Raw genomic sequence first — 22,779 nt, forward strand, 5'->3', positions numbered from 1 at the left:
TGGTTGGAACAGGTGAGGGAAGAGACGTAGCACGTGCCTTGTCATCTTCTGCCCAGACAGAGAAATAAGCGAATGCTTAACCTAGACATGGGGCCTCCGCAATCAGCAGTCCGGTTCGTCGGGCTTCGGGCAGCCGGTGTCGCCGGGCCCGTTGGCGATGAAGCGCTGCAACAGGCCGGTGAGCAGCGCGAGTTCGTCGGCCGAAAAGCCGGCAAGCTGCGCGTTCAGCGCGGTCGCGATCAACGACGGCAGCGCACGGGCCGCTTCGGCGCCGCGTTCGGTCAGCGTCAGCTCGATCACCCGGCGGTCCTGTTCGCTGCGCGAGCGTGCGATCAGGCCCTTGCGCTCGAGACGGTCGAGCATCCGGGTCATCGAGCCGCTGTCGTACGACATCTTGCGCGACAGCTCGAACGGCGTGCGCGCATAGCCGCGCGACAACAGCAGGATCACGCCGATCTGCTGCGCGGTGAGGTCGTACGGCTCGAGTGCGCGGTCCATTCGCTCGACGAGCGCCTGCCGAGCCTTGGTCAGGTAGTAACCGAGGCTCGTTTCCAGTGCGATGGTGTCGGGATCGTAGAGGCCGCCGTTCATGCGAATTGCGCGCGCAGCAATAGTGCGTTTCAGGTCAAAACGCGCCCAGTATCTTGAAAATTGATTGCTTAGTCAATATTATTTCAGGCAACCAGTTACGACGTGCATGTTGCACTGCCGGAGACGATGTTCTGACCGCTTAGCCCGCGCTGCCGGGCACCCGAGGATGTTCGCGATGCTGTTCCTGAAAAATGCCGCCGGCGCGCTGCGCCGCAACCTGACCGATACCGCTCATCATGTGTTCTCCGGGCCGCACCGCGGCTGGAAGATCGCGCTGTACGTGACGATGCTGGTGGTGCCGGGCGGATCGCTCGCGGCGCTCGGGTTCGCATGGTTCGATCATCGCCGGCAGCGCAACGCGAAGCACACCGCCCGCCGCACGAGCCAGCCGGCGGCAACGGAGCCGTCGACATGGCGGTCCGCCGCCGCCGAACCTGTGCCGGTGCCCGTGCACTGCCACTGACACCGCATCACCCCCGTCACCCGGACTGAACGCCGGCTGCATCCCCGCGGCCCGCGCCGCATTCGGCGCCCGTCCCGCGCGCAAGCGATCCGTAATGACCGGTAAACCGGCCGGCCGCGCCGGTAACACATTCGTGCCGCCGCGCACCGTACCCTTAGGGCTGCGCAGCTTTCCCGCCGTCAGTTACCATTTGTCCGCCAGCGGCACAACGACCGCATCACGCGACGCCGCTCGCTGGCCATCGCGCCCAGACAGGAATACCACGATGCCGTACGCCCCCCTCCCGCGCGCCCTTCGCCCGCTGAGCGCCGCCGTCGCCGTTGCGACGGCCGTGCTGCTCGCCGGCTGCGCCGTCGGGCCCGACTATCACCGGCCCGACACGTCGATCCCCGCCGCCTTCAAGGAAGCGCCGGCTGGGTGGAAGGTCGCGCAGCCCGCCGACCGGACCGACCGCGGCCCGTGGTGGACGGTCTATAACGATCCGCAGCTCGACGCGCTGATCGGCAAGCTCAACACATCGAACCAGACCATCGCGCAATCGGCCGCCGCGTACCGGCAGGCCCGCGCGCTCGTCGCCGAAGCGCGTGCCGCGTACTTCCCGACCGTCGGGCTGACCGCGTCGGGCTCGCGCTCCCGCACGGGGCGCACGTCCACGTCGAGCACGTCGGGTTTCGGCAGCAGCTCGTCGATCAGCAATAGCTACAGCGTCGGTCTCGATGCGAGCTGGGAGCCCGACCTGTGGGGCAAGGTGAGCCGCAGCGTCAGCGCGCAACGCGCCGGCGAGGCAGCCGCCGCGGCTGATCTCGCGAACGCGCGGCTGTCGCAGCAGGCGCTGCTCGCGCAGACCTACTTCCAACTGCGCACGTCCGATGCGCTGCAGAAGCTGCTCGACGACACCGTGAAGTCGTACGGCGAATCGCTGAAGCTCACACAGAACCAGTACGCGCAGGGCGTCGCCGCGCGCGCGGACGTGATCCAGGCGCAGACGCAGCTGCAGAGCGCGCAGGCCGCGTCGATCGACAACGGCGTCGCGCGCGCGCAGTACGAACATGCGATCGCGACGCTGATCGGCGAACCGGCCTCGACGTTCTCGCTGCCGCCGAGCCCGCTCTCGGCGGAACCACCGATCATGCCGGTCGACGTACCGTCCGCGCTGCTCGAGCGCCGGCCCGACATCGCGGCGGCCGAGCGTCGCGCGGCGGCCGCGAACGAGCAGATCGGCGTCGCGATCGCCGCCTTCTTCCCGACGCTCACGCTGTCGGCCACCGGCGGCTTCCAGAGCTCGGTGTGGTCGCAGCTGTTCACGCTGCCCGCGCGGTTCTGGACGGTCGGCCCGCAGCTCGCGGCGACGTTGTTCGACGCCGGCCTGCGCGCCGCGCAGACCGATGCCGCGCGCGCGACCTACGACCAGGACGTCGCCGCGTACCGCCTCGCGGTGCTCACCGCATTCCAGGACGTCGAGGACAACCTCGCGTCGCAGCGCATCCTCGCGCAGGAAGTCGACGTGCAGCGGCAGGCCGTCGACAGCGCCGAGCACGCGCTCGCGATCGTCACGAACCAGTACAAGGCCGGCACGGTCGCCTACCTGAACGTGCTGACCGCGCAGACCACCGCGTTTACCGCGCAGCAGAAGCTCGCGACGATCGGCGGGCAGCGGATGGTGTCGTCGGTCGGGCTCGTGAAGGCGCTCGGCGGCGGCTGGGATGCGTCGGACATGGCGCGCGAAACGGGCGACGTGGCTGCGCCCGCGCCGGTGCCGGCATCCGCGGCGGCAGCGCCGGCCGCAACCGCACCGTCGGCCGCCGCACCGCTCGCGCAGAAGTAAGACGGGAAAAGGCGAGCACGGCGCGCGCGTCAGCGCACCGCATCACCGAAAATCAGCGACACCTGGTTGTTGCCGATCGGATGGCCGAGCAGGTTCAGCAGCCCGGCGAGGTTCGCCTGCTGCTCGGGCGCCGCATGCGCGGTGCCGCGAAACGAACCCTGCCCGGGACCGAAGGTGCCGTGCCCGTCGAGGAATAGCGGGCCCTGCGTCGTCGACAGGTCGAGATCGGCGTCCGCCCCCTTTGCCTGCAGCGCCGCCCGGTACGACCCGAGCGGCTTCACGCGCGACACGCGCGAACTCATCGAATCGATCGTCACCGTCAACTGGCCGAACGCGTTGTTGCCGATCATCCGCCAGTCGGTCCAGCGGAGCCGCACGTCACCCTGAAGGTCGAGCGTGTTGAACGGCGTGCCGAGCCCGGCGAGCAGCGACGCGGGCACGGCCATCGAGCCCGCCGACAGCACCGCGCCGCGCCACGTCGCGTCGAGCGTGACGGCGTCGGGCATCGCCTCGGTCTGCCGCATGCGCATCTGCACGCGCCCGGTGAGGAGCGGCCAGAAGCCCGTGGTCCACTCGACCCGGCCCGGCAGCAGCGTCGCCGCGCTCTGGTCCGCGCCCGGCGCGAGCATCAGCGTGCCCGAACCGTGCCACAGCGATCCGTCCGGATCCACGAGATTGACGTGCCCGCCGGTCGCGCGCGCGAACTGCGGTGCGATCCAGGCGGCAGGCGCGAGCGCGACGAGCGTCAGCGCCGTCGCAAGCGAGCCTGCCACCACCCACGGCAATGCGGCGACGAGCCGCCGGATCCCTGGCCTCATCGGCCGACCGTCGCTTGTTTCATCCACTGCGTCATTTCTGCGTCGAGGGTTGCATCACGGCCGTCAGGTCGACCTGGCCGTCTTCCTTCAGCGCGGTCACGTGCGCTTCGCCGACCTGCACCTTGAACTGCCGGCGCGCGTCGTCGAGCCACTGCGTCCACACCGGGAACGGCACGTTCTTCATCTGGACCTGCACGCCGTTGCCGACGACCTGCACCTGCGCACCCTGCAGCCCGTGATCGGACAGCGACGCGGTGAGCGCGTCCTTCAGCGCCAGGCCGGTCGGCGCGACGCCTTGCGCGGCGGCCGTCAGCGACTTCGCCTCGGTGGCCTGCGCGGTCATCTGCGCGAGCTCGCGGCGCATCGTCGGCAGTTCGTGGCGGATCCGCGCGCGGCCTTCCTGCGCGGGCGACCACAGCACCGAATACGCGATCGCGACGGCCAGCACGGCGCCGCCCCAGCCGAGCAGCGTCCGCTCGCGGGGCGTGCGTTCGCCCCAGAACTGGGCAAGCGTCTGGTTCAGTTGTTCGGTCTTCATGAGCGGCTCCGGATCGTCCATTTGCCGGTGCTGCTGTCGACTTCGCCGGACAGCCCGTTGCGCGCGAGACGCTGCGGGAAATCAGGGTCGACCTTGACCTCCGGCTTGAAGCCGACGTCGAGCCGCCGGTCGTGATAATCGAGCGACGCGATTCCGTTCAGCGGCAGCGCGCCCATCGAACGCGACAACCCGCTCGACAACGCGAGGAAATCGTTCGGCGACAGCTCGCCCGCCGCGAGGCGCAACTGGTCGAGCTGACGCTGCATCTGCGCGGGCGGATCGAGCACCGTCGTCGTCTTCGGAAAGGCCGACAGCAGCGTCTCGGTGATCTGCGCGGACAGCGCGTCGCGCTCACGCGACAGCTTCCACCAGTGCAGGTTCATCCCGATCACCGCGACGCCGAGCGTGGCCGCGACGAGTGCGATCGGCACGCGCAGGCGCTTCACCGTCGCGCGGTCGAAGCGCCACGGCTGGGATTCGAATTCGAACTGGCACAGATCGAAGCGCTCGGTCAGCGCACGCCGCGCGAATGCGTCGAACGACAGCGGTTGCGCGCCGGGCAGCAGCGGGCCGTCGGCACGTCCGACCGACGCGAGGCGCGGCTCCGCACCCGGTTCGCCGAGTTCGTACAGCTCGACGTCGCCACCACCGGCGAGCGCGGCCAGCGTGCCGCCCGCGCGTGATGCCGGCGCCGCGAAACCTTCGCCGAGCGCACCGCGCGCAATCGCGAGCTCGAGACGCGGCGCACCGGCCGAGGCCGGCAGCGCGCCGGCTTCCACGAGCACGGGTTCAACCGTCGTCGCGAGGCCGAGCACCGCAGCCACCGCCGTCGGGCGGAGGGGCGGCTCGGCCGCAGCCGTGATCGCGTCGGCCGGCGTGGACTCACCGTCGGCAGGCGCACCGTCCGCCGCCGGCGCACGCGGCGCGGGCAGGCAGCGCGTCGCGGGCACGGCGCTCAGGTGCCGGTGGCCGGCCGCGGTGAACGCGTCGCAGATCGCGCGGAACCAGGCGCGATCGACGACGGCCAGCACGCGGCGGCCGTCAGGCAGCGGGACCGGATCGAGCGCGATATGGCAGCCGAGCGGATCCTGGATCAGCTGGTCCTCGACGATGTTGGGCAGCGCCTGGCGCAGCTTCGGCCCCTTGAGCGGCGGCACGGTCGCGGCCAGCAGCAGCACGTCGCGCGCGGCGACGATCAGCACCGTCGCGTTCGCGCGTGGCAGCAGCGCGAGCGCGGCGCGGCCCGCGCGCTGCACCTGGCCGGCCTTGTCCACGAGCGTGAACGGCAGCTCGGGCCACTGCCATTCCTGCAACGGCACGGCCGGCTCGCGCGGCGGCAAAGAAACAATCAGCGTGCTCAAGAGCTCCTCTCCCGAATGGCGTCGTTATAGCTGGTCGCGGATGCGCACGACCCGCGTCGAGTGCGTGGTCGAATCACGATACACGAGCGAGGTGCGATCGACCTCCGCGCGATCGTGCTGAATCCGGCCATGCACGATGAAATAACTCGAATTGACGTCGACGAGGCTCGAGTCGATCGTCACGTTCGGCGCGCCGGCACCGCGCAGCGCGAGCTGCACGTCGCCGACGTTGCGGAAAAAAACGGTCTCGCGGCGCGCCACGAGCGCCTGCGCCGACGACACGCTCATCCCCGGCACCAGCGCCGCGATCACCTCGGCGGGCGCGGTGTTCATGTTCACCGGCGTGGTGGTCGGCAGCACGGTGACGAACGGGCGCAGCCGCGCGACCATTTCGGGCGTCACGCCGTCGACGTCGAGCAGGCTGTCGACGCCGGTCATCACGAGCGGCGCGGGCCCGCGATCGCTGTCGGACATTCCCGGTTCGTCGGTGATGTTGCCGGTCATGTCGCCGCCGGGCACCGGCGCGGTCGCGGCCGTACCGGCGCCGGGCAGCGTCGGCGTCTGGAAGCGCGTCGCCGAATGCATCAGGCCCGCGCGCATCTGCAGCGCGATCCGCTTCGCGAACGCGCCGTCGTAGCCGAGCGTCGTCAACAGCCGCTGGAACGCCTGGAGCTGCATCACGTTGAGCTGCAGCACGCCGGGTGCCGGCGACGACACGAGGTTGCGCAGGTTGTACTTCGCCTGCGCGTCTTCGATCGATCCGGAGATGTAGGTGTCTTCGCCGCCGTTGTCGTTCGGCGCGCCGATCCGGCCGAGGAAGTCGGACAGCTTGGTCTTCGCGATCGGCACGGCCCAGATCCCGCCGAGATAGGTGATGCCGGGCGCCGTGTCGCCTTCGGAACGCAGGATCATGCGCGTCCAGTCGAGCGCGCCGCGCGCGACCCACTGCGCCTGCGCGATCACGCGCTGGTTCTCGATGCGGCGAATCTGCACCTGCTGACGCCACAGCATCCCCGACACGAGGATCGCCGACAGCGCGACGACGAGCAGCGCCGTAATGATCGCCGCGCCGCGCTCGCGGCGAGTGCGGGCATGCGCGCTCGCGCTGCCGCGAGCGGCGAACCGGGAACGGTGAGGGCGCGCGCGCATCGTCATTCCCCGACGAGGAAGATGCGCGTGACGGGCACGCGCAGCGACGTCGCACCGATGCTGACCTGCAGCCCCGTCACCGCGCGCGTCGGCGGCGCGTTGCCGATCTGCGGCACCTTCAGCGCATCGTTGTTCTGCGACAGCGCGTCGCTGGCCGCCTGCAGGTTGGTGGTCCAGCCGACGCGCGGCACGTACAGCTTCGCGTCGATCGCACCGACGCCGCCCATCAGCGCGACCCAGCTCCAGCCGTCGACGCTGCTGTCCTTCAGCACGTCGCGCAGGCGGTTCGCGTCGTCGAGCGGCGGCGACGCATAGCGCACGACACGCCCGCCGGCGATCCGGTAGCGGACCACTTGCAGCCGTGGCGCGGCGCCCGGCACGTCGAGTTCGCGGACGATCTGCAGCGTGTTGCCGGCGACGCCGATGGCCGGCTGGCCGGCTTCGTCGTCGGTGGCGGCGAGCCGCGCATCAATGCGCATCTGGTCGAACATCTGCGCGAAGATGCGCTCGTCCTCCATCGCGGACGCGACCTTGTCGCGGCCGCGCATGATCTGGTCGAGCCCGCGCCACGAGAGGATCGCGACCACCGCGAGGATCGCGATCGCGATCATCAGTTCGATCAGCGTGAAGCCGCGCACGCGGCGCGAGCCGACGGAACGCACGGGCCGGCGCCGCATCGGCGCGTCAGAGCGGACGGCTGGTTTCATTCGCGACCACCGTCACCATTTGCGCGAGCACGCCGGCTTGCCCCGGCATGCTCACCGACACCTGCACGCGCCGGAACACCGGGTTCGGCGTCGTGCTCACGCGCTGCGTGCAGACGAGCTGCACGTTGCCTTGCGAGCAGTCGAAATTCTGCTCGCCGACCTCCGGCCACGCATGCGTGAGCCGCAACTGCGCGAGTGCGTTGTCGGCACTCCAGCCGGCGAGCAGCCGGCGATGGAGATCCGAGGCATTGGTCGCCATCGTGCCGACCGCGCGGATCGACGCGGCGAGCGCGACCGCGATGATCGCGAGCGCGACCAGCACCTCGATCATCGTGAAGCCTCGGAAAGAAGCCGGGAAGGGCAGGCGACGACGCATCGTCATTGCACCTCGTAGCGGCCGTTGCCGGTGCCGACGATCGTCGCGCTGCCGACCGCCGAATGCAGCGTCACGCGCACCGGCGTGTCGACGCTTTCGATGCCGAACACGACGCGGCTCGCGCGCACGTCGGATCCGGGGTAGTCGATATCGGCGCCGGTGACGCCGCCGTCCCAGTCGCGCGGGCGCAGCACGTCATCGTGCAGCGTGCGCCAGCCGTCGGGCGAGCTCACGTCGAAACGGAAGCCGTGCGCGGTCGGCTGCCACGCGATCGGGCGCGCGCGCACCTGCGCTTCGTCGCCGGCCGTTTCGAACAGCAGCGCGATGCGCTGCGCTTCCTCGCGCAGGTCGGTACGCGGATTGCGCGTGAGCGACAGCGACGCGAGCGACACCAGCAGGCCCGCGATCACGAGCACGACCAGCATCTCGAGCAGCGTGAAGCCGCGCGCACGCGCCGCGGTCACGGGCACACCGCGACGAACGCGACCGTCGCGGGCATCGCGGCGAGCGGCGCGCAAGGGCGTGCGAAGGGCGGGCATGAAATGAGGAACGGGGAGAACGTCGGTCCGGTCAGCGCAGGCTTACTGCCACGAACCGATGTCGGAATCGTTGCTCTCGCCGCCTTCCTTGCCGTCGGCGCCGTAGCTGAACACGTCGATCTCGCCGTGCACGCCCGGGTTCAGGTACTTGTACCCGTTGCCCCACGGATCGTTCGGCAGGCGCTCGAGATAGCCGCCGTCCTTCCAGTTGTTCGGGATCGGATCGGTGGTCGGCTTCTGGGTCAGCGCGTTCAGGCCCTGTTCCTGGGTCGGATAGCGGCCGTTGTCGAGACGGTACAGCTTGAGCGCCTGCATGATCGTGCCGATGTCCTGCTTCGCGGCGATACGGCGCGCCTCGTCGGGACGGCTCATGATCTTCGGCACGATCAGTGCCGCGAGGATCCCGAGGATCGCGACCACCACCATGATCTCGATCAGCGTGAAACCGCGCTGACGGCGCACGGCCGCATTACGGCGAGTGATCCACGTTTGCATGACTGACTACCTCTTTCCAAAAAATATCGTCGATTGAGTGACGCACCCTGCGGATCGCGGCATGCCTGCCTGACGGCAAGCTTCCGATACCCCGGGCGCGGAGCACGCATTGTAAGGCGCGCATTGCCGAGGGCTTTCACCCAACGCAAATTTCATATACATCCGTACAATAGCGCGCATGAACGCGCTCTCGATCCGGATCCTCTCCCTAGCCCTCTTCGCGGGTTTGTGCGCGACGGCCACCTACTGGGTCGTCACGCTGTCGGCCCGCGAAGCGCCGCTGCCCGCCGCCGCCGCGCGGTTGCCGATCCGCACCGAGGACGCCGCCGCGCTCTTCGGCGGACAGCTCGACAAGAATCCCGTGCAGGACATCCACCTGTTCGGCATTCTCGCGCTCAATCATGGCGGCGCCGCGATCGTCGGCGTCGGCGGCGAACCGCCGCGTGCCGTGTCGCTCGGCGCGGAAGTCACGCCCGGCGCGAAGCTCGCCGAAGTCCGCAGCCGCTCGATCATCGTCGACCGCAACGGCGCCCGCGCCGAAATCCAGCTCCCCGCGAACACACCGTCCCCCGCGATCTACATGCGTTGAACGGCGGCGGCCCGACCGACGCTCGGGCCGTCACTGCACCATGTTGTTCAGCTCGATGATCGGCAGCATCACGGCCAGCACGATCACGAGCACGATGCCGCCCATCGCGAGGATCAGGAGCGGCTCGAGCAGGCTCGTCAGGAACATCGTGCGCCGCTCGAGTTCGCGCGCCTCGCCTTCCGCCGCGCGGTCGAGCATCGTCGTCACGTCGCCCGTCGCTTCGCCTGAACGGATCAGGTGCACGAGCACCGGCGGAAACGTCTTCACGTTGTTCAGCGCGCGCGACAGCGCGGAGCCTTCGCGCACACGCACGATCGCATCGTCGATGTTCGCGCGCATCGCGCGGTTCGACAGCGTCTCGCCGGCCGCCTGCAACGCGCGCAGGATCGGCACGCCGGCCGCGGTCAGGATGCCGAGCGTGCTCGCGAAGCGCACCGTGTTGTAGCCGCGCACGAGCTTGCCCGCGAGCGGCGCGGTCAGCACCCAGCGGTCGAACGCGAGCCTGGGCCCGTCGCGCGACAGCGTCGCCTTCACGAACCACACGACGAGCGCGACCACGATCAGGATCGCCCACCACCAGTGCCGCACGAATTCCGACAGCGCCATCATCACGACGGTGAGGATCGGCAACTGCTGCTTCGTGCTCGCAAACACGTTGACGACCTGCGGCACCACGTAGCTCAGCAGGAACGTCACGATGCCGAATGCGATCAGCGTGACGATGCCCGGATACGTGAAGGCCAGCAGGATCTTCTGCTTGAGCGCGTTGCTCTGCTCGATGTAGTCGGCCAGGCGCGACAGCACGATGCCGAGCTTGCCCGTGTGCTCGCCGGCCGCGACGAGCGCGCGGTAGATTTCGGGAAAATCGCGCGGATGCTGGCCCAGCGCATTCGCGAGCGAATGGCCGCCGAGCACCTCTGCGCGGATCGCGGCCATCAGTTCGCGGATGTAGTCGCGCTCGGCCTGCTCGGTCAGCACGCCGAGCGCCTCGTCGAGCGGCAGCCCCGCGATCAGCAGGCTCGCGAGCTGGCGCGTGAGGATCGCCTGCTCGCGCTGCGACAGCTTGCGGCCGAACGCGAGGCGCTGCGAGCGCGCGCCGCGCGTTGCGCTGGCGGCCGGCTCGACGACGAGTGGCGTGAGCCCCTGCGTGCGCAGCTGGCCGCGCGCGGCACGCGCGCTGTCGGCATCGATGACGCCTTTCTGCGCGTGTCCCGCCGCATCGATCGCTTCGAAACGGAATGCCGGCATCGCGCTATGCGCCTCCCGTCACGCGCAGCACTTCCTCGAGCGACGTCGCGCCGGCCGCGAGCCAGCGTTCGGCGTCGTCGCGCAGCGTGCGCATCCCTTCCGCGCGGCCGGTGGCCAGAATCTCCGCGTCGGCCGCGTTGCGATGGATCAGCGCGCGGATCGAGTCGTCGACCAGCAGCAGCTCGTATACGCCGCGCCGGCCCGCGTAGCCCGAATGCCCGCACTTGTCGCAGCCGACCGGATGCCACAGCGTGCGGCCATCCTCGTGCCGCTCTTCCTTGCAGACGGGGCAGAGCTGCCGCACCAGGCGCTGCGCGAGCACGCCGAGCAGCGACGATGCGAGCAGGTACGGCTCGACACCCATGTCGGTCAGACGCGTGACGGCCGATGCCGCATCGTTCGTGTGCAGCGTCGCGAGCACGAGGTGGCCCGTCAGCGACGCCTGCACCGCGATCTGCGCGGTTTCGAGGTCGCGGATTTCGCCGATCATGATCACGTCCGGATCCTGGCGCAGGATCGAGCGCAGCGCGCGGGCAAAGGTCATCCCGATCCGCTCGTTCACCTGCGTCTGGCCGATGCCGCCGAGGTCGTACTCGATCGGGTCCTCGACGGTCATGATGTTGGTCGTCGCGGTTTCGAGCCGCGACATCGACGCATACAGCGTCGTCGTCTTGCCCGAGCCCGTCGGGCCCGTGACGAGCACGATGCCGTGCGGTCGCGCGATCAGCTTGTCGAACTGGACGAGCGTGTCGCGGCCCATCCCGAGCGCTTCGAGATTCAGGCGCTTCGCATCCTTTTCCAGCAGACGCAGCACCGCACGCTCGCCGTGTCCGGTCGGCAGCGTCGACACACGCACGTCGACCGGCCGGCCGCCGACGCGCAGCGTGATGCGGCCGTCCTGCGGCAGGCGTTTCTCGGCGATGTCGAGCTGCGCCATGATCTTGATCCGCGAGATCAGTGCGCCATGCAGCGCCTTCTTCGGGCGCACGACGTCGCGCAGCGTGCCGTCGACGCGAAACCGCACGACCGATGCGTTCTCGAACGGCTCGATGTGAATGTCCGATGCCTGTTCGCGCGCCGCTTGCGTGAGCAGCGCGTTGATCATCCGGATGATCGGCGCGTCGTCTTCCGATTCGAGCAGATCCTCGACTTCGGGGATGTCCTGCATCAGGCGCGACAGGTCGACTTCGCCTTCAACCTCGCCGACCACCTGCGCGGCGCTGCCGTCCTGGCGCGCGTAGGCCTGGTTGATCGCCTGCGCGAGTTCGTCGGCCGGCACGCGGTGCACGGAGATCGAGCCGAAGTTGCGCGCGATCTCCGCGAGCGCGGCGTCGCTCGTGCGTTCGCTGATCCACACCTCGAGCGTGTCGTCGAGCTGGTGCGCGATCAGCACCTGGCCGCTCTTCGCGAAGCCGTACGGCAGCAGGCGCGCGGCGAGCGGCGACGGCGGCTGCCGTTCGCCCGGCGCACCGTCGTGGGCGGAGGACGCGAGCACGTCCGTCACTGCGAGGCTCCCGGCGTGGCGGTCAGCGGCTGTTGCGGCATCGCCTGCTGCGGCACGCTCTGCGGCTGCGCGGGCGTCGCCTCCGGCAACGGCTGGGCCGGAACCGGCGCCACCTGGCGCTGCATCTGCTGGCGACGCATCTTGTCGAGGTCGAACAGGTTCCCGGCGGGCGTGCCGCCCTGGCTCGGACCGAGCGGCATCGGCGGGACGACCGGATCGTCCTTGTCGCGGATCACGTTGTTGTCCGACTTGTACGCGCCCGTCACGCCCTGGATGTAGTCGTAGCGGTTGGCAGTGACTTCCTGCGCGGTGCTGCGATCGGAGATGATCACCGGGCGCAGGAACACCATCAGGTTGGTTTTCGCGCGCACCTTCGATTCCGAACGGAACAGCTGGCCGATCCACGGAATGTCGCCGAGCAGCGGGACCTTGCTGTTCGATACCTGGTAGTTGTCCTGCATCAGGCCGCCGAGCACGATGATCTCGCCGTTGTCGGCGAGGATCGTCGACTGGATCGAGCGCTTCGTGAAGGTCGGGCCGGTCTGCGCGTTGGTGGTACCGCTGACGACCGCCGAATCCTCCGTGTAGAGCTGCAGCTTCAGAATCCCGCCGTCGGTGATCTGCGGCTTCACGTGCAGCGTCAGGCCGACGTCGCGACGGTCGTAGGTATTGAATGCGTTGCTCGTCGTGCCGCTCGTCAGGTTCGAATACGAACCGGTCGCGATCGGCACGTTCTGGCCGACGACGATCTTCGCTTCTTCGTTGTCGAGCGTGATCAGGTTCGGCGTCGACAGCACGTTCGCGTCGCTCACGCCCGCGAAATACTGCAGCAGCGCGCCGAGGCCCTGCACGCCGAACATGTTGTGCAGCCAGCCGATGTTCAGGCCCGGGGTCAGCGTTGCGAGGTTGGCCGCCAGGCCGGCCCCGGTGCTGCCCGCCGAGCCCGTCGTCAGGTTGACGATACTGTTACCCAGGCCGAGCTGGGGGCTCAGGTTCGTGCCGCCGAGAAACTGGCCGCTCGCGACCTGCCACTGGATGCCGAGGTTGCCCTGCGTCGTCGAGTTCAGCTCGACGATCAGCGCTTCGATATAGACCTGCGCACGCCGTGCGTCGAGCTGGTCGATCACCGAGCGCAGGTTCCGGTAGACCGGATCGGACGCGGTGATGATCAGCGAGTTGGTGGCCGAGTCGGCCTGGATCATCCCGCCTGGCTGGTTGTCGTCGCCCTTGTCCTTGTCGCCGCCGAGCAGGCCGCCGCTGCCGATCCCGCCGCTGCCCGACGCGCCGCTGCCGTACGACGATGACGACGAACCGCCGAGGCCGCCCGACGGCAGCGGCGGGGTGCCCGACGTGCCGGTCGAGAAGTTGCCGCTCGACGACGAGCCGCCGCCCTGGTTGAAGCTGTTCGCATCGTTGGACGACGCCGACGAGCCGCTGTCGTTGCTGCTCTTGCCGAGCATCCCGCGCAGCGTCTTCGCGAGCTTCACCGCGTCGGCATTGCGCAGCGGCACGACGTGCATGTTGCCCGGCACGGCGCTCGGCGCATCGAGCTGCTGCACGAGGCGCTTCGCCGCCGCGAGGCGCGAGGCGCTCGATGCGCGCAGCATCAGCGAGTTGGTGCGCGGGTCGGCCGTGACCGACACCTTCAGCGTCGCGTCGCTGTTGCCGATCGCGCCGGGGTCGAGCATCTTCTGAAGCTGCGCGGCAAGGTCGATCGCGTTCGCGTTGCGCAGCGGCACGACCTGAACCTGCGCGCCCGCGGCGCTGTCGACACCCGAGATGATCTGCGCGATGCGGCGCACGTTGTCTGCGTAGTCGGTGACGACGATCGTGTTGTTCGCCGGGTAGGCGGTGACCGTGTTGTTCGGCGAAATCAGCGGCCGCAGCACCGGCAGCAGGTTGTTCGCCGATTCGTTGCGCAGCTCGAACACCTGCGTGATGATCTGGTCGCCGCGCGCCTGCGGCGCATTGCCGACATAGGTCGGCACGCCCTGCAGTTTCGCGTCGGCCTCCGGCACGACCTTCAGCACGCCGTGATCCTGCACCAGCGCGAAGCCCTGCATGCGCAGCGCCGACTGCAGCGTCTTCAGCGCCTGGTCTTCCGGCACCGACCGTTCGGCCACGAGATTGAGCTGCCCCTTCACGCGGGGGTCGACGATGATCGTCTTGCCGGTTGCGGCGCCGATCGCCTTGGCGACCTGGTCGATATCCGCATTCACGAAATTGAGCGTGACCTGAGCGTAGGCGGCCTGCGAGACGATGATGCCGGCGACCATCAGGGTCGTGGCGATGCGCCGCATAACGAAGCGATTTCTTGTCATGGATGAATGGGTCGATGCCGGCTCAGGCCACTTCCGGCGGTAGTGCTGGGATCCAAGTCCTAAAGGCGCGACATTAGCAGTTTTTCATGTCCGAAATATCACATTGATCCGAGGACTGTCTCACATACGACATGTATCCGGCACACCGTATGCAATATGTAAGATTTCGGCAATGCCCCGGCATTCAGGCCATCGCCGTCGTTTTGCGATGAATCGACACGAAAATGCGGTATAAACGGGCTGCCGCCTTTTGCTTGTCGCCACGTGACGGACTGTCTGTATGATACGGGCGGCGCGTTTCCAGTCGTACGAATAACAGACACGGGTTTTCCCGATCCTTGCGTCATTTCCTTTTCGTTTCCGCAACATGAACAGACGGTTCGCTTCGATCGTGTTGATCGCCGCCGGCGTGTGGTTCGCCTGCGGAAACGCTCGCGCGGATTGTTTCGACGAGGCCGCCCGGTACCAGAAGGTCAATCCGCTGATCCTGCGCGCGATCGCGTGGCAGGAGTCGCGCAACCGGCCCGACGCGCTGAACAAGAATACGAACGGCTCGGTCGACTACGGCCTGATGCAGATCAATTCGATCCACCTGCCGACGCTGTCGCGCTACGGCATCGGCCGCGACACGCTGATGCAGCCGTGCAAGAACGTCTACATCGCCGCGTGGCACCTGCGCCAGAAGATGAATCGCTACGGCAACACATGGCAGGCCGTCGGCGCCTATCATTCCGAAACGCCGTCGCTGCGCGACAAGTACGCGCGGCAGATCGCCTCGATCCTGGCGCAGTGGAAGCTGCTGCCGCCCGAGCAGTGACGCCGCGCCGCAGCGCCAGCTGACGCCGTGGCGCTCGGCCGGCGCGCGTTTGATGCACAATGCGCATCTCACGCCGCGGTTTCGACCGGCTCCGGGCCGATCGCGCCCCGCCAGGGCGCCGCGGCCGCTTTTCCCTCTTTTCCGTTGGTGCAAATCGTTATGAATCCGGCAATGAACCAGCCGTTGCCCGTCACCGTGCTGTCCGGTTTTCTCGGCGCCGGCAAGACCACGCTGCTCAATCACATCCTCGCGAACCGCGCGGGCCTGAAAGTTGCCGTGATCGTCAACGATCTCGCTGCGGTCAACATCGACGCGTCGCTCGTGCGCGATGCGCAGGCGCTGTCGCACGTCGAGGAACGCCTCGTCGAGATGTCGAACGGCTGCATCTGCTGCACGCTGCGCGACGACCTGCTCGTCGAGATCCGCAATCTCGCGGCGGACGGCCGCTTCGATGCGATCGTGATCGAATCGACCGGCATCGCGGAGCCGATGCCGATCGCCGAAACCTTCACGTTCGTCGACGACGACGGCGCGTCGCTGTCGAGCGTCGCGCGCCTCGACACGCTCGTCACCGTGGTCGACGCCTACAATTTCCTGCGCGACTACGGTTCCGACGACGCGCTCGCGACGCGCGGCATCGCCGCATCGGACGAAGACGATCGCACGCTCGTCGAGCTGCTGATCGAGCAGATCGAATTCTGCGACGTGCTGGTGATCAACAAGGCCGACCTCGTCGGCGCGGACGAACTCGCGCGCCTGCAGCACATCCTTGCGCGGCTCAACCCGCGCGCGCATCAGGTCGTGTCGACGTTCGGCAACGTGCCGCTCGACGAAGTGCTGAACACCGGCCGCTTCGATTTCGACGAAGCCGCGAACGCGCCGGGCTGGCTCGCGTCGCTCGATCACGATCACACGCCTTGCGACGATCCCGAGTGCCACGATCCGCATCACGCGCACGTGCATGGCGAAGCCGACGAATTCGGCATCGGCAACTTTGTTTACCGCGCGCGCCGGCCGTTTCATCCGGCGCGACTCTGGGCGCTGCTGCATCAGGAGTGGCCGGGCGTGCTGCGCAGCAAGGGCTTCTTCTGGCTCGCGACGCGCAACGACATCGCCGGTTCGCTGTCGCAGGCGGGCGGTGTGTGCCGGCATGGCCCGGCAGGTCTCTGGTGGGCCGCGCAGGATCGCGCGGAATGGCCGGACGACGACGAGTTGCTCGCCGAAATTCGCACGGAGTGGCAGGGCGACCTCGACGACCGCTCGGTCGGCGATCGCCGTCAGGAACTCGTGCTGATCGGCATCGGCCTCGATGCCGACGCATGGCGCGCGAAACTCGACACGTGCCTGCTCACCGATGCGGAATTCGCGCTCGGCGCGGCGCAATGGACTGCGTTCGACGATCCGTTTCCGGTGTGGGATGTCGATGCGCATGACGACGAAGATCCCGGCGACACGCAGATCGTGCACGCGTAATACGCGGTAAAACTCGGCGAAGACGGTCAGTGAAAAGTAACCGTTAAATCTTGCAAGAGTGACGCGAACTGTGGCAAAAATGCCGCGCGCCCCCAACAAAAAACCCGCCTTCCGGCGGGTTTTTTTCCTGGAACAGGCGCTGAATTAACGCTTGTTGACGGCGTCCTTGAACGCCTTGCCAGCCGTGAACTTGACCGTCTTGGCTGCCGGGATCTTGATGGTTTCGCCCGTCTTCGGGTTGCGGCCCGTACGTGCTGCGCGCTTGCCCGAACCGAAGCTGCCGAAGCCGATCAGCTGAACCGCATCACCCTTCGACACGGCCTTCTTGATGACTTCGAGCAGCGTGTCCAGCGTTTCGCCGGTTTGAGCCTTGCTGGCGCCCGTTTGGGCGGCGACGGCGTCGATCAGTTCCTGTTTGTTCATTAAGGTTCCTTTTTCAGGTTAGGTTTGACACGAACAGCGCGAACGCGCCGATTATACGTGCGCGAACCGTGCCGTCGAGAGTCAGACTCCGACGGCACAGCGCCGAATCCTGGCCCGCGCGACGTGCCGTCCGGCTTGCCGGCGGCCACCCCGCGGTACGGCGTTGCTATGATAGCGCAGCGCAAACCCAATAACGACAAGGGTTTCAAAGATTTTCATCGGTATTTCGCCGAATGAATCGTCGATTGCCCGTTTTTTGACCTGCGCCAACCGGACAGGGTACGCAGCCGGGTCCGCCGTCGCGCAACGCCGTTGGTTTTTGCCAACGGCCCGCCGGACGCCTCCGCGCAATCCCTTGCCAGGCTTGGCTGCCACGTTTTTTGTTTCGCATGCCCGACCGACTCGTTCCCGCCACGCTCGCGTTTCGCGACGACGGCATCCTCGTCTCGCCCGAGTACGGCGACATCTATCACAATGTCGCGGGCGCGCTCGCGCAGGCGAGCCACACGTTCATCGCGGGCAACGCGCTGCCCGCGCGCTGGCAAGGCCGTCGCACGTTCACCATCGTCGAAACGGGATTCGGCGCGGGCGCCAACTTCCTCGCGACCTGGGCCGCCTGGCGCGACGATCCCGCGCGCTGCGAGCGGCTGCATTTCGTGTCGTTCGAGAAACATCCGTTTTCGCGCGACGACCTGCGCCAGGCACTCTCCCATATCGTTGTGAACACAACCATCTCGACAGAAGCGGGGATGCTCGCCGATGCGTGGCCGATGCTCGTTCCAGGTTTTCATCGCCTCGAATTCGACGCCGGCCGGGTCGTGCTCACGCTCGCGCTGGGCGACGCGCGCGAGATGCTGCCGAAACTGGTCGCACGCGCCGATGCGTTCTATCTGGACGGCGTAGCGCCCGCGAAAAATCCCGATCTCTGGTCGGTCGATGTGTTCCGCGCACTCGCGCGCGTCGCCGCCGACAATGCGACCTTTGCGACGTATTCGAGCGCGGGCGTGGTGAAAAAGGCGCTCCTCGAAGCGGGTTTCACGTACCGCGAGATCACCGGGTTGGCCGGCAAGCATGCGATGCTCGCGGGCGAATATGCACCGCGCTGGCGGATGCGCCGGCACGAACCGCCACGCGCATTGCCGGTTGCCGCGCGCGATGCGATCGTGATCGGTGCGGGCCTGGCTGGCTGCGCGATCGTCGAACGGCTCGCCGCACGCGGCTGGAACGTCACGCTGATCGAGCGGCACGCGCGGATCGCGAGCGACGCATCGGGCAATCCGGCCGGTGTATTTCATCCACTGATGACGCGCGACGACAACGTCGCGAGCCGCCTCACACGCAGCGGTTTCCTGCATGCGCTCGCACGCTGGCGCGCGCTCGAGCAGGCAGGCCATGCGTTCGCGCGCAGCACGCGCGGGATGATTCACCTCGCGGAATCGGCCGACGATTTCGTGCGGATGCGCGATGCGTTCGACGCGCTCGGCGCACCGTCCGATTATGTGTCGCTGCTCGACACCGACGCCGCACGCGCGCATCTGAACCTGCCCGTCGCACATGGTGGCCTGCTGTTTCCGCACGGCGGCGCCGTATGGCCGGCAGGGCTCTGCGCCGCGCAAGTCGCGGCGGCCGGTGAGCGCGTGAAACTGCTGGCCGGCACCGAAGTCGATCGACTCGAGCGTGATGGCGACACGTGGCGCGCTGTCGACGCGGCAGGCACAACGCTCGCTGAAGCGCCGGTCGTCGTGCTTGCGAACGCGGGCGATGCCGTGCGTCTCGCCGGCCTGCGGCATGTCTCGTTGCAGCCGGTGCGCGGCCAGTTGACGCTGCTGCCGCCCGGCAGCACGGCGCCGCTGCCGTGCCCGGCGATCGGCGACGGCTATGCGGTGCCGCTCGACGACGGCACGCTGCTGATCGGTGCAACGTTCGAACCCGACGACCTCGATCCAGCGATGCGCCCCGCCGGACATATCGAAAATATCGAGCGCGTGCGGCATCTGCTGCCCGGCCTGATCGGCGAGCTGCCGGACGTCGGGACGCTGCGCGGGCGCGTCGCGTTTCGCTGGGTCGTCGCCGACCGTGTGCCAGTGATCGGCCCGCTTGCGGACGAAGCGCAGACCGTCGCGAACGCACGCGCACTGAGCGGTGCGAAGGCGCGCGACCTGCCTCGCACCGCGGGCCTCTATGGCGCATTCGGCTACGGCTCCCGCGGCCTGGTGTGGGCGTCGCTCGGCGCCGAGCTGATCGCGTCGCAACTCGAAGGCGAGCCGCTGCCGCTCGAGCGTGAGCTCGCCGATGCCGTCGACCCGGCCCGGTTCCTGATCCGCGCGCTGCGCGGCCGCCAGATCGGCTGATCTCGTCAGCCGAATCCTCACAGTGCTTCGATTTTTTCGCGCAAGGTTATCCACTCGATGCTGTGGATAACCGCGCGGAATCCACGCGCGGTTCGTGTGTAATCACAGTGGACGTAAACTGGGCAACTCGGCACAGCCGTCGAGCGGCCCAAAAGTTGCTCAACTCAAACCTCTGTGAGCAAACAGCCTGTGCAACGGGTTATGGCTGTGCCAACGCTTTGATCTTGTTGCGTAAACCGAAGTTATCCACAGAACTGTGCAAGCCTTGTTAACTTCTACTACGTATATATACAAGTAAACCATTGAAACCAAAGACCTGTGGTGCCTCACAGGGCCGCGAGTCGATTCGATCGGCTCCGGAGCGAAAAAGCTGTGGCACAATCGGTTTCCTTCGCGTTCGTTCGGCCAGGCGCCGAACGTGCTTCAATGGAACGGTCTGCTCGATTTCGAATCTGAATCTTCGAGACTGCGCAGTCCGTTCACACATCAGGCCGACAATCCAGATCGGCAGCCTGAACGACAGTTCCGCCGGACGGCGGAAAAAGGCGGATCCCATGTCCCGCCGTCGTCGACCACAACAATCACATTCGGGGCGATACCCAGCCGGCGTGCATCTCATTTCTGACGCTTGACCCCGCGCCGCTGGCGATTGCTTCCAAAGGAGAAGTCACCACGATGAAGTCGGCGTTTTCATTCCTGCCCAACTGGCCGCTTGCACCGGATGCCGTGTTCTGGGCCGGGCTCGCGTTGTTCGCGGCCGGTCTGTGCGGCGAGCTGTGCTACCGCGCATGGCGGTTGCCGCGCATCACCGGCTATGCGGTGATCGGCCTCGTCGCCGGTTCGTTCGGATTCGGCGTGATCGACGCGAGCACCGACGAAACCTCCCGGCTGCTGATCGACGTCGCGCTCGGGCTGCTTCTGTTCGAGCTCGGCAGCCGTCTCGACCTGAAATGGATTCGCCGCAATCCGTGGCTCATTGCGTCGAGCCTTGCCGAGGCGACGCTGACATTCGTACTCGTGCTGTTCGTGATGCTCGCACTCGGCGTGTCGGGCATGGTCGCGCTCGTGCTGTCGGCGATCGCGATCGCGACGTCGCCGTCGATGGTGATCCAGCTCAAGACCGAACTGCGCGCGGAAGGGCAGGTGTCGCAGCGCCTCATCACGCTGACCGCGCTGAACAGCGTGTACGCGATCGTGCTGACCAAGCTCGTCACGAGCTGGCTCCACCAGGAGGCGTACGGGAACGTTTTCGCGACGATCCTGCAACCCGTCTACCTGATCGCCGGTTCGTTCATCGTCGCGTACTTGGTCGCGCGTGCATGCAATTACCTGTTCCGCCACATGACCTCGACGATGCGCGACGAGCATTCGTTCGTCGCGCTGTTCGGGCTCGTGATGCTCGCGATCGCGGTGGCGCAGGCGCTGAAGCTGTCGACGCTGCTCACGCTGCTGCTCGCCGGCATCATCGTGAAGAACCTCGAAGCGCGGCCGCAGCTGTGGCCCGAGCATTTCGGCACGGCCGGCTGGCTGCTGACGGTGGTCCTGTTCGTGCTGACGCTCACGTCGTTCACGTGGGGCGACATCGCACTCGGCGGGCTGCTCGCGATCGTGCTGATCGTCACGCGGCTCGTTGCGAAGCTGGCCGGCGTCGTCGCGTTCGCGAAGCCGAGCGGCATCGGGATGAAGCAAGGCATCGCGCTCGGCATCGCGCTCACACCGATGTCCGCGCTGTCGTACCTGCTCGTCGACGACACCTACCAGCTCTATCCGAATTTCGACCCGCACCTGCGTGCGATCGTGATGTGCACGATCGTGATCCTGCAGCTCGTCAGCCCGTTCGTCGTCTACCGCTGCCTGTCGGCGGTCAGCGAACGCAGCGACGGCAACTGATTTCCGGAACCTGCCATGGCACTCGAAACTTTCGTCAATTCCGAACCGTTCACGTTCGGCGTCGAACTGGAGATCCAGGTCGTCAACACGCACAACTACGACCTGACCAAGGCGGCATCCGACCTGATGCGCCTGATCCAGGGCGAGACCTTCCCCGGCAACATCACGCCCGAAATTACCGAGAGCATGATCGAGCTGTCGACCGGCATCTGCCATTCGCACGAACAGGCGGTCAGCGAGCTGCACGCGATCCGCGACGTGCTCGTGAAGGCGGCCGACCAGCTCAACGTCGGGCTCGCCGGCGGCGGCACGCACGCGTTCCAGCAGTGGAGCGACCGGCAGATCTACGACGCGCCGCGCTTCCAGTACATCTCCGAGCTGTACGGCTATCTCGCGAAGCAGTTCACCGTGTTCGGCCAGCACGTGCACATCGGCTGCCCCGATCCGGACAGCGCGCTGTTCCTGCTGCACTCGATGTCGCGCTTCATTCCGCACTTCATCGCGCTGTCCGCGTCGTCGCCGTTCGTGCAGAACGTCGATACCGGCTTCCATTCGGCGCGCCTGAATTCGGTGTTCGCGTTCCCGCTGTCGGGCCGCGCGCCGTTCGTGCTGACCTGGGACAGCTTCGAGGAGTACTTCACGAAGATGGTCAACACGGGCGTCGTCAACTCGATGAAGGACTTTTACTGGGACATCCGGCCGAAGCCCGGCTACGGGACGATCGAAGTGCGCGTGATGGACACGCCGCTGTCGGTCGATCGCGCGGCCGCGATTGCCTGCTACATCCAGACGCTCGCGCGCTACCTGCTGACCGACCGGCCGCTGAAGCTGTCGGAGGACGACTATCTCGTCTACACATTCAACCGTTTCGAAGCGTGCCGCTTCGGGCTCGAGGGCACCTGCGTCAATCCTCAGACAGGTGAGCGCCGCACGATCGCGGAAGACATCCTCGACACGCTCGACCGGATCGCGCCGCATGCGGCCGCGCTCGGCTCGCGCGCGGCGCTCGACGAGATCGGCGCGCTCGCGAAGGCGCGGGTGAATGACGCATCGTGGTTGAGAACCGTTTTCAAACAGGAAAAATCGCTGAACGAGACGGTCCGTCAGCAATGCCTGCGCTGGCGTGAATGAAAAAATGTTTTGCAGATTACAGGCTCGACCGCGCGCCGATTCGCTGAACGCCGTTCGACGCCGATTCGTGCGCAGCGCGTCGCCAGTCGTCCTGAAAATCTGTGGATAACCTGATATTCCGCTTCAAAGTCAATGCTCTGCGGGATGGATAACCCGGTGGATCGGTACCA

The 22,779-nt window shown here is 67.2% G+C and carries 21 protein-coding genes; 8 read left to right on the forward strand and 13 right to left on the reverse strand.

Features of this window, described 5'->3' with window-relative positions:
• Window positions 1–102: 102 nt before the first annotated feature.
• A complete protein-coding gene (locus DIE11_RS25070; RefSeq protein WP_059531315.1) occupies window positions 103–591 on the reverse strand; it encodes a MarR family winged helix-turn-helix transcriptional regulator in 489 nt (162 codons plus the stop codon).
• Between the two features lie 175 nt (window positions 592–766).
• Here DIE11_RS25070 and DIE11_RS25075 point away from each other — a divergent pair, with 175 nt between their 5' ends.
• Both DIE11_RS25075 and DIE11_RS25080 read left to right on the forward strand, forming a co-directional pair.
• Window positions 767–1,054, forward strand: coding sequence for a multidrug ABC transporter ATPase (locus DIE11_RS25075; RefSeq protein WP_124627866.1), 288 nt, complete (start codon window positions 767–769; stop codon window positions 1,052–1,054).
• Window positions 1,055–1,319: 265 nt separating this feature from the next.
• Complete coding sequence (locus DIE11_RS25080) at window positions 1,320–2,879, forward strand: efflux transporter outer membrane subunit (RefSeq protein ID WP_059602171.1); 1,560 nt, start codon at window positions 1,320–1,322, stop codon at window positions 2,877–2,879.
• 29 nt (window positions 2,880–2,908) lie between these two features.
• Here DIE11_RS25080 and DIE11_RS25085 read toward each other — a convergent pair whose 3' ends face one another.
• From DIE11_RS25085 to gspG, 8 genes are read right to left on the reverse strand one after another with little or no spacing between them, the layout of a single operon-like run.
• On the reverse strand, window positions 2,909–3,697 hold the full coding sequence (locus DIE11_RS25085) for a type II secretion system protein N (RefSeq protein WP_124627868.1): 789 nt from the start codon (window positions 3,695–3,697) through the stop codon (window positions 2,909–2,911).
• Between the two features lie 31 nt (window positions 3,698–3,728).
• Window positions 3,729–4,235 carry a type II secretion system protein GspM gene (gspM, locus tag DIE11_RS25090; RefSeq protein WP_059531425.1) on the reverse strand — a complete coding sequence of 169 codons (507 nt, stop codon included), beginning with the start codon at window positions 4,233–4,235 and terminating at the stop codon, window positions 3,729–3,731.
• Entirely contained in the window at window positions 4,232–5,596 is a 1,365-nt protein-coding gene (gene gspL, locus DIE11_RS25095) for a type II secretion system protein GspL (RefSeq protein WP_124627870.1), read from the reverse strand. Before gspL ends, gspM begins: the two co-directional genes overlap by 4 nt.
• A 24-nt stretch (window positions 5,597–5,620) precedes the next feature.
• A complete protein-coding gene (gene gspK / locus DIE11_RS25100) occupies window positions 5,621–6,745 on the reverse strand; it encodes a type II secretion system minor pseudopilin GspK (RefSeq protein ID WP_124627872.1) in 1,125 nt (374 codons plus the stop codon).
• 2 nt (window positions 6,746–6,747) lie between these two features.
• Window positions 6,748–7,452, reverse strand: a complete 705-nt coding sequence (locus DIE11_RS25105; RefSeq protein WP_059602162.1) for a type II secretion system protein J — start codon at window positions 7,450–7,452, stop codon at window positions 6,748–6,750.
• On the reverse strand, window positions 7,430–7,834 hold the full coding sequence (gspI, locus tag DIE11_RS25110) for a type II secretion system minor pseudopilin GspI (protein WP_409364583.1): 405 nt from the start codon (window positions 7,832–7,834) through the stop codon (window positions 7,430–7,432). The genes DIE11_RS25105 and gspI overlap by 23 nt, the downstream gene beginning before the upstream one ends.
• Entirely contained in the window at window positions 7,831–8,367 is a 537-nt protein-coding gene (locus DIE11_RS25115) for a GspH/FimT family pseudopilin (protein WP_124627874.1), read from the reverse strand. The genes gspI and DIE11_RS25115 overlap by 4 nt, the downstream gene beginning before the upstream one ends.
• A gap of 42 nt (window positions 8,368–8,409) precedes the next feature.
• The gene (gspG, locus tag DIE11_RS25120) at window positions 8,410–8,862 is read right to left on the reverse strand and encodes a type II secretion system major pseudopilin GspG (protein WP_059531290.1); all 453 of its coding nucleotides are present in this window, start codon (window positions 8,860–8,862) and stop codon (window positions 8,410–8,412) included.
• Window positions 8,863–9,040: 178 nt separating this feature from the next.
• Here gspG and DIE11_RS25125 point away from each other — a divergent pair, with 178 nt between their 5' ends.
• Entirely contained in the window at window positions 9,041–9,451 is a 411-nt protein-coding gene (locus DIE11_RS25125) for a type II secretion system protein N (protein ID WP_059602152.1), read from the forward strand.
• Window positions 9,452–9,481: 30 nt separating this feature from the next.
• Here DIE11_RS25125 and gspF read toward each other — a convergent pair whose 3' ends face one another.
• The 3 genes from gspF to gspD are packed head-to-tail and all read right to left on the reverse strand — an operon-like array spanning window position 9,482 to window position 14,524.
• Window positions 9,482–10,699 (reverse strand): type II secretion system inner membrane protein GspF, encoded by a 1,218-nt coding sequence (gene gspF, locus DIE11_RS25130; protein ID WP_059602149.1) that lies wholly within the window; start codon window positions 10,697–10,699, stop codon window positions 9,482–9,484.
• A 4-nt stretch (window positions 10,700–10,703) separates the two neighbouring features.
• Window positions 10,704–12,203 (reverse strand): type II secretion system ATPase GspE, encoded by a 1,500-nt coding sequence (gene gspE, locus DIE11_RS25135; RefSeq protein ID WP_059602146.1) that lies wholly within the window; start codon window positions 12,201–12,203, stop codon window positions 10,704–10,706.
• A complete protein-coding gene (gene gspD / locus DIE11_RS25140) occupies window positions 12,200–14,524 on the reverse strand; it encodes a type II secretion system secretin GspD (protein ID WP_124627876.1) in 2,325 nt (774 codons plus the stop codon). The genes gspE and gspD overlap by 4 nt, the downstream gene beginning before the upstream one ends.
• Window positions 14,525–14,891: 367 nt before the next feature.
• Here gspD and DIE11_RS25145 point away from each other — a divergent pair, with 367 nt between their 5' ends.
• Complete coding sequence (locus tag DIE11_RS25145) at window positions 14,892–15,341, forward strand: lytic transglycosylase domain-containing protein (protein ID WP_124627878.1); 450 nt, start codon at window positions 14,892–14,894, stop codon at window positions 15,339–15,341.
• A 159-nt stretch (window positions 15,342–15,500) separates the two neighbouring features.
• The gene (locus tag DIE11_RS25150; RefSeq protein ID WP_124627879.1) at window positions 15,501–16,814 is read left to right on the forward strand and encodes a GTP-binding protein; all 1,314 of its coding nucleotides are present in this window, start codon (window positions 15,501–15,503) and stop codon (window positions 16,812–16,814) included.
• Between the two features lie 144 nt (window positions 16,815–16,958).
• Here the strand turns inward: DIE11_RS25150 and DIE11_RS25155 are convergent, their stop codons facing one another.
• Window positions 16,959–17,237: an HU family DNA-binding protein gene (locus DIE11_RS25155; protein WP_006401505.1), complete on the reverse strand. Its 279-nt coding sequence runs from the start codon at window positions 17,235–17,237 to the stop codon at window positions 16,959–16,961.
• Between the two features lie 389 nt (window positions 17,238–17,626).
• Between DIE11_RS25155 and mnmC the strand changes: the two genes are divergently transcribed.
• The 3 genes from mnmC to DIE11_RS25180 all read left to right on the forward strand — a co-directional run bounded on the left by mnmC (window position 17,627) and on the right by DIE11_RS25180 (window position 22,609).
• The gene (mnmC, locus tag DIE11_RS25160; RefSeq protein WP_124627881.1) at window positions 17,627–19,588 is read left to right on the forward strand and encodes a bifunctional tRNA (5-methylaminomethyl-2-thiouridine)(34)-methyltransferase MnmD/FAD-dependent 5-carboxymethylaminomethyl-2-thiouridine(34) oxidoreductase MnmC; all 1,962 of its coding nucleotides are present in this window, start codon (window positions 17,627–17,629) and stop codon (window positions 19,586–19,588) included.
• A gap of 675 nt (window positions 19,589–20,263) precedes the next feature.
• Entirely contained in the window at window positions 20,264–21,478 is a 1,215-nt protein-coding gene (locus DIE11_RS25175; protein ID WP_059682635.1) for a cation:proton antiporter, read from the forward strand.
• A 15-nt stretch (window positions 21,479–21,493) separates the two neighbouring features.
• Window positions 21,494–22,609 (forward strand): YbdK family carboxylate-amine ligase, encoded by a 1,116-nt coding sequence (locus tag DIE11_RS25180; RefSeq protein WP_006490006.1) that lies wholly within the window; start codon window positions 21,494–21,496, stop codon window positions 22,607–22,609.
• The last annotated feature ends 170 nt before the right edge of the window (window positions 22,610–22,779 follow it).

It is taken from the genome of Burkholderia sp. Bp9012 (assembly GCF_003853825.1).
In the GTDB taxonomy this organism is placed as follows: domain Bacteria; phylum Pseudomonadota; class Gammaproteobacteria; order Burkholderiales; family Burkholderiaceae; genus Burkholderia; species Burkholderia diffusa.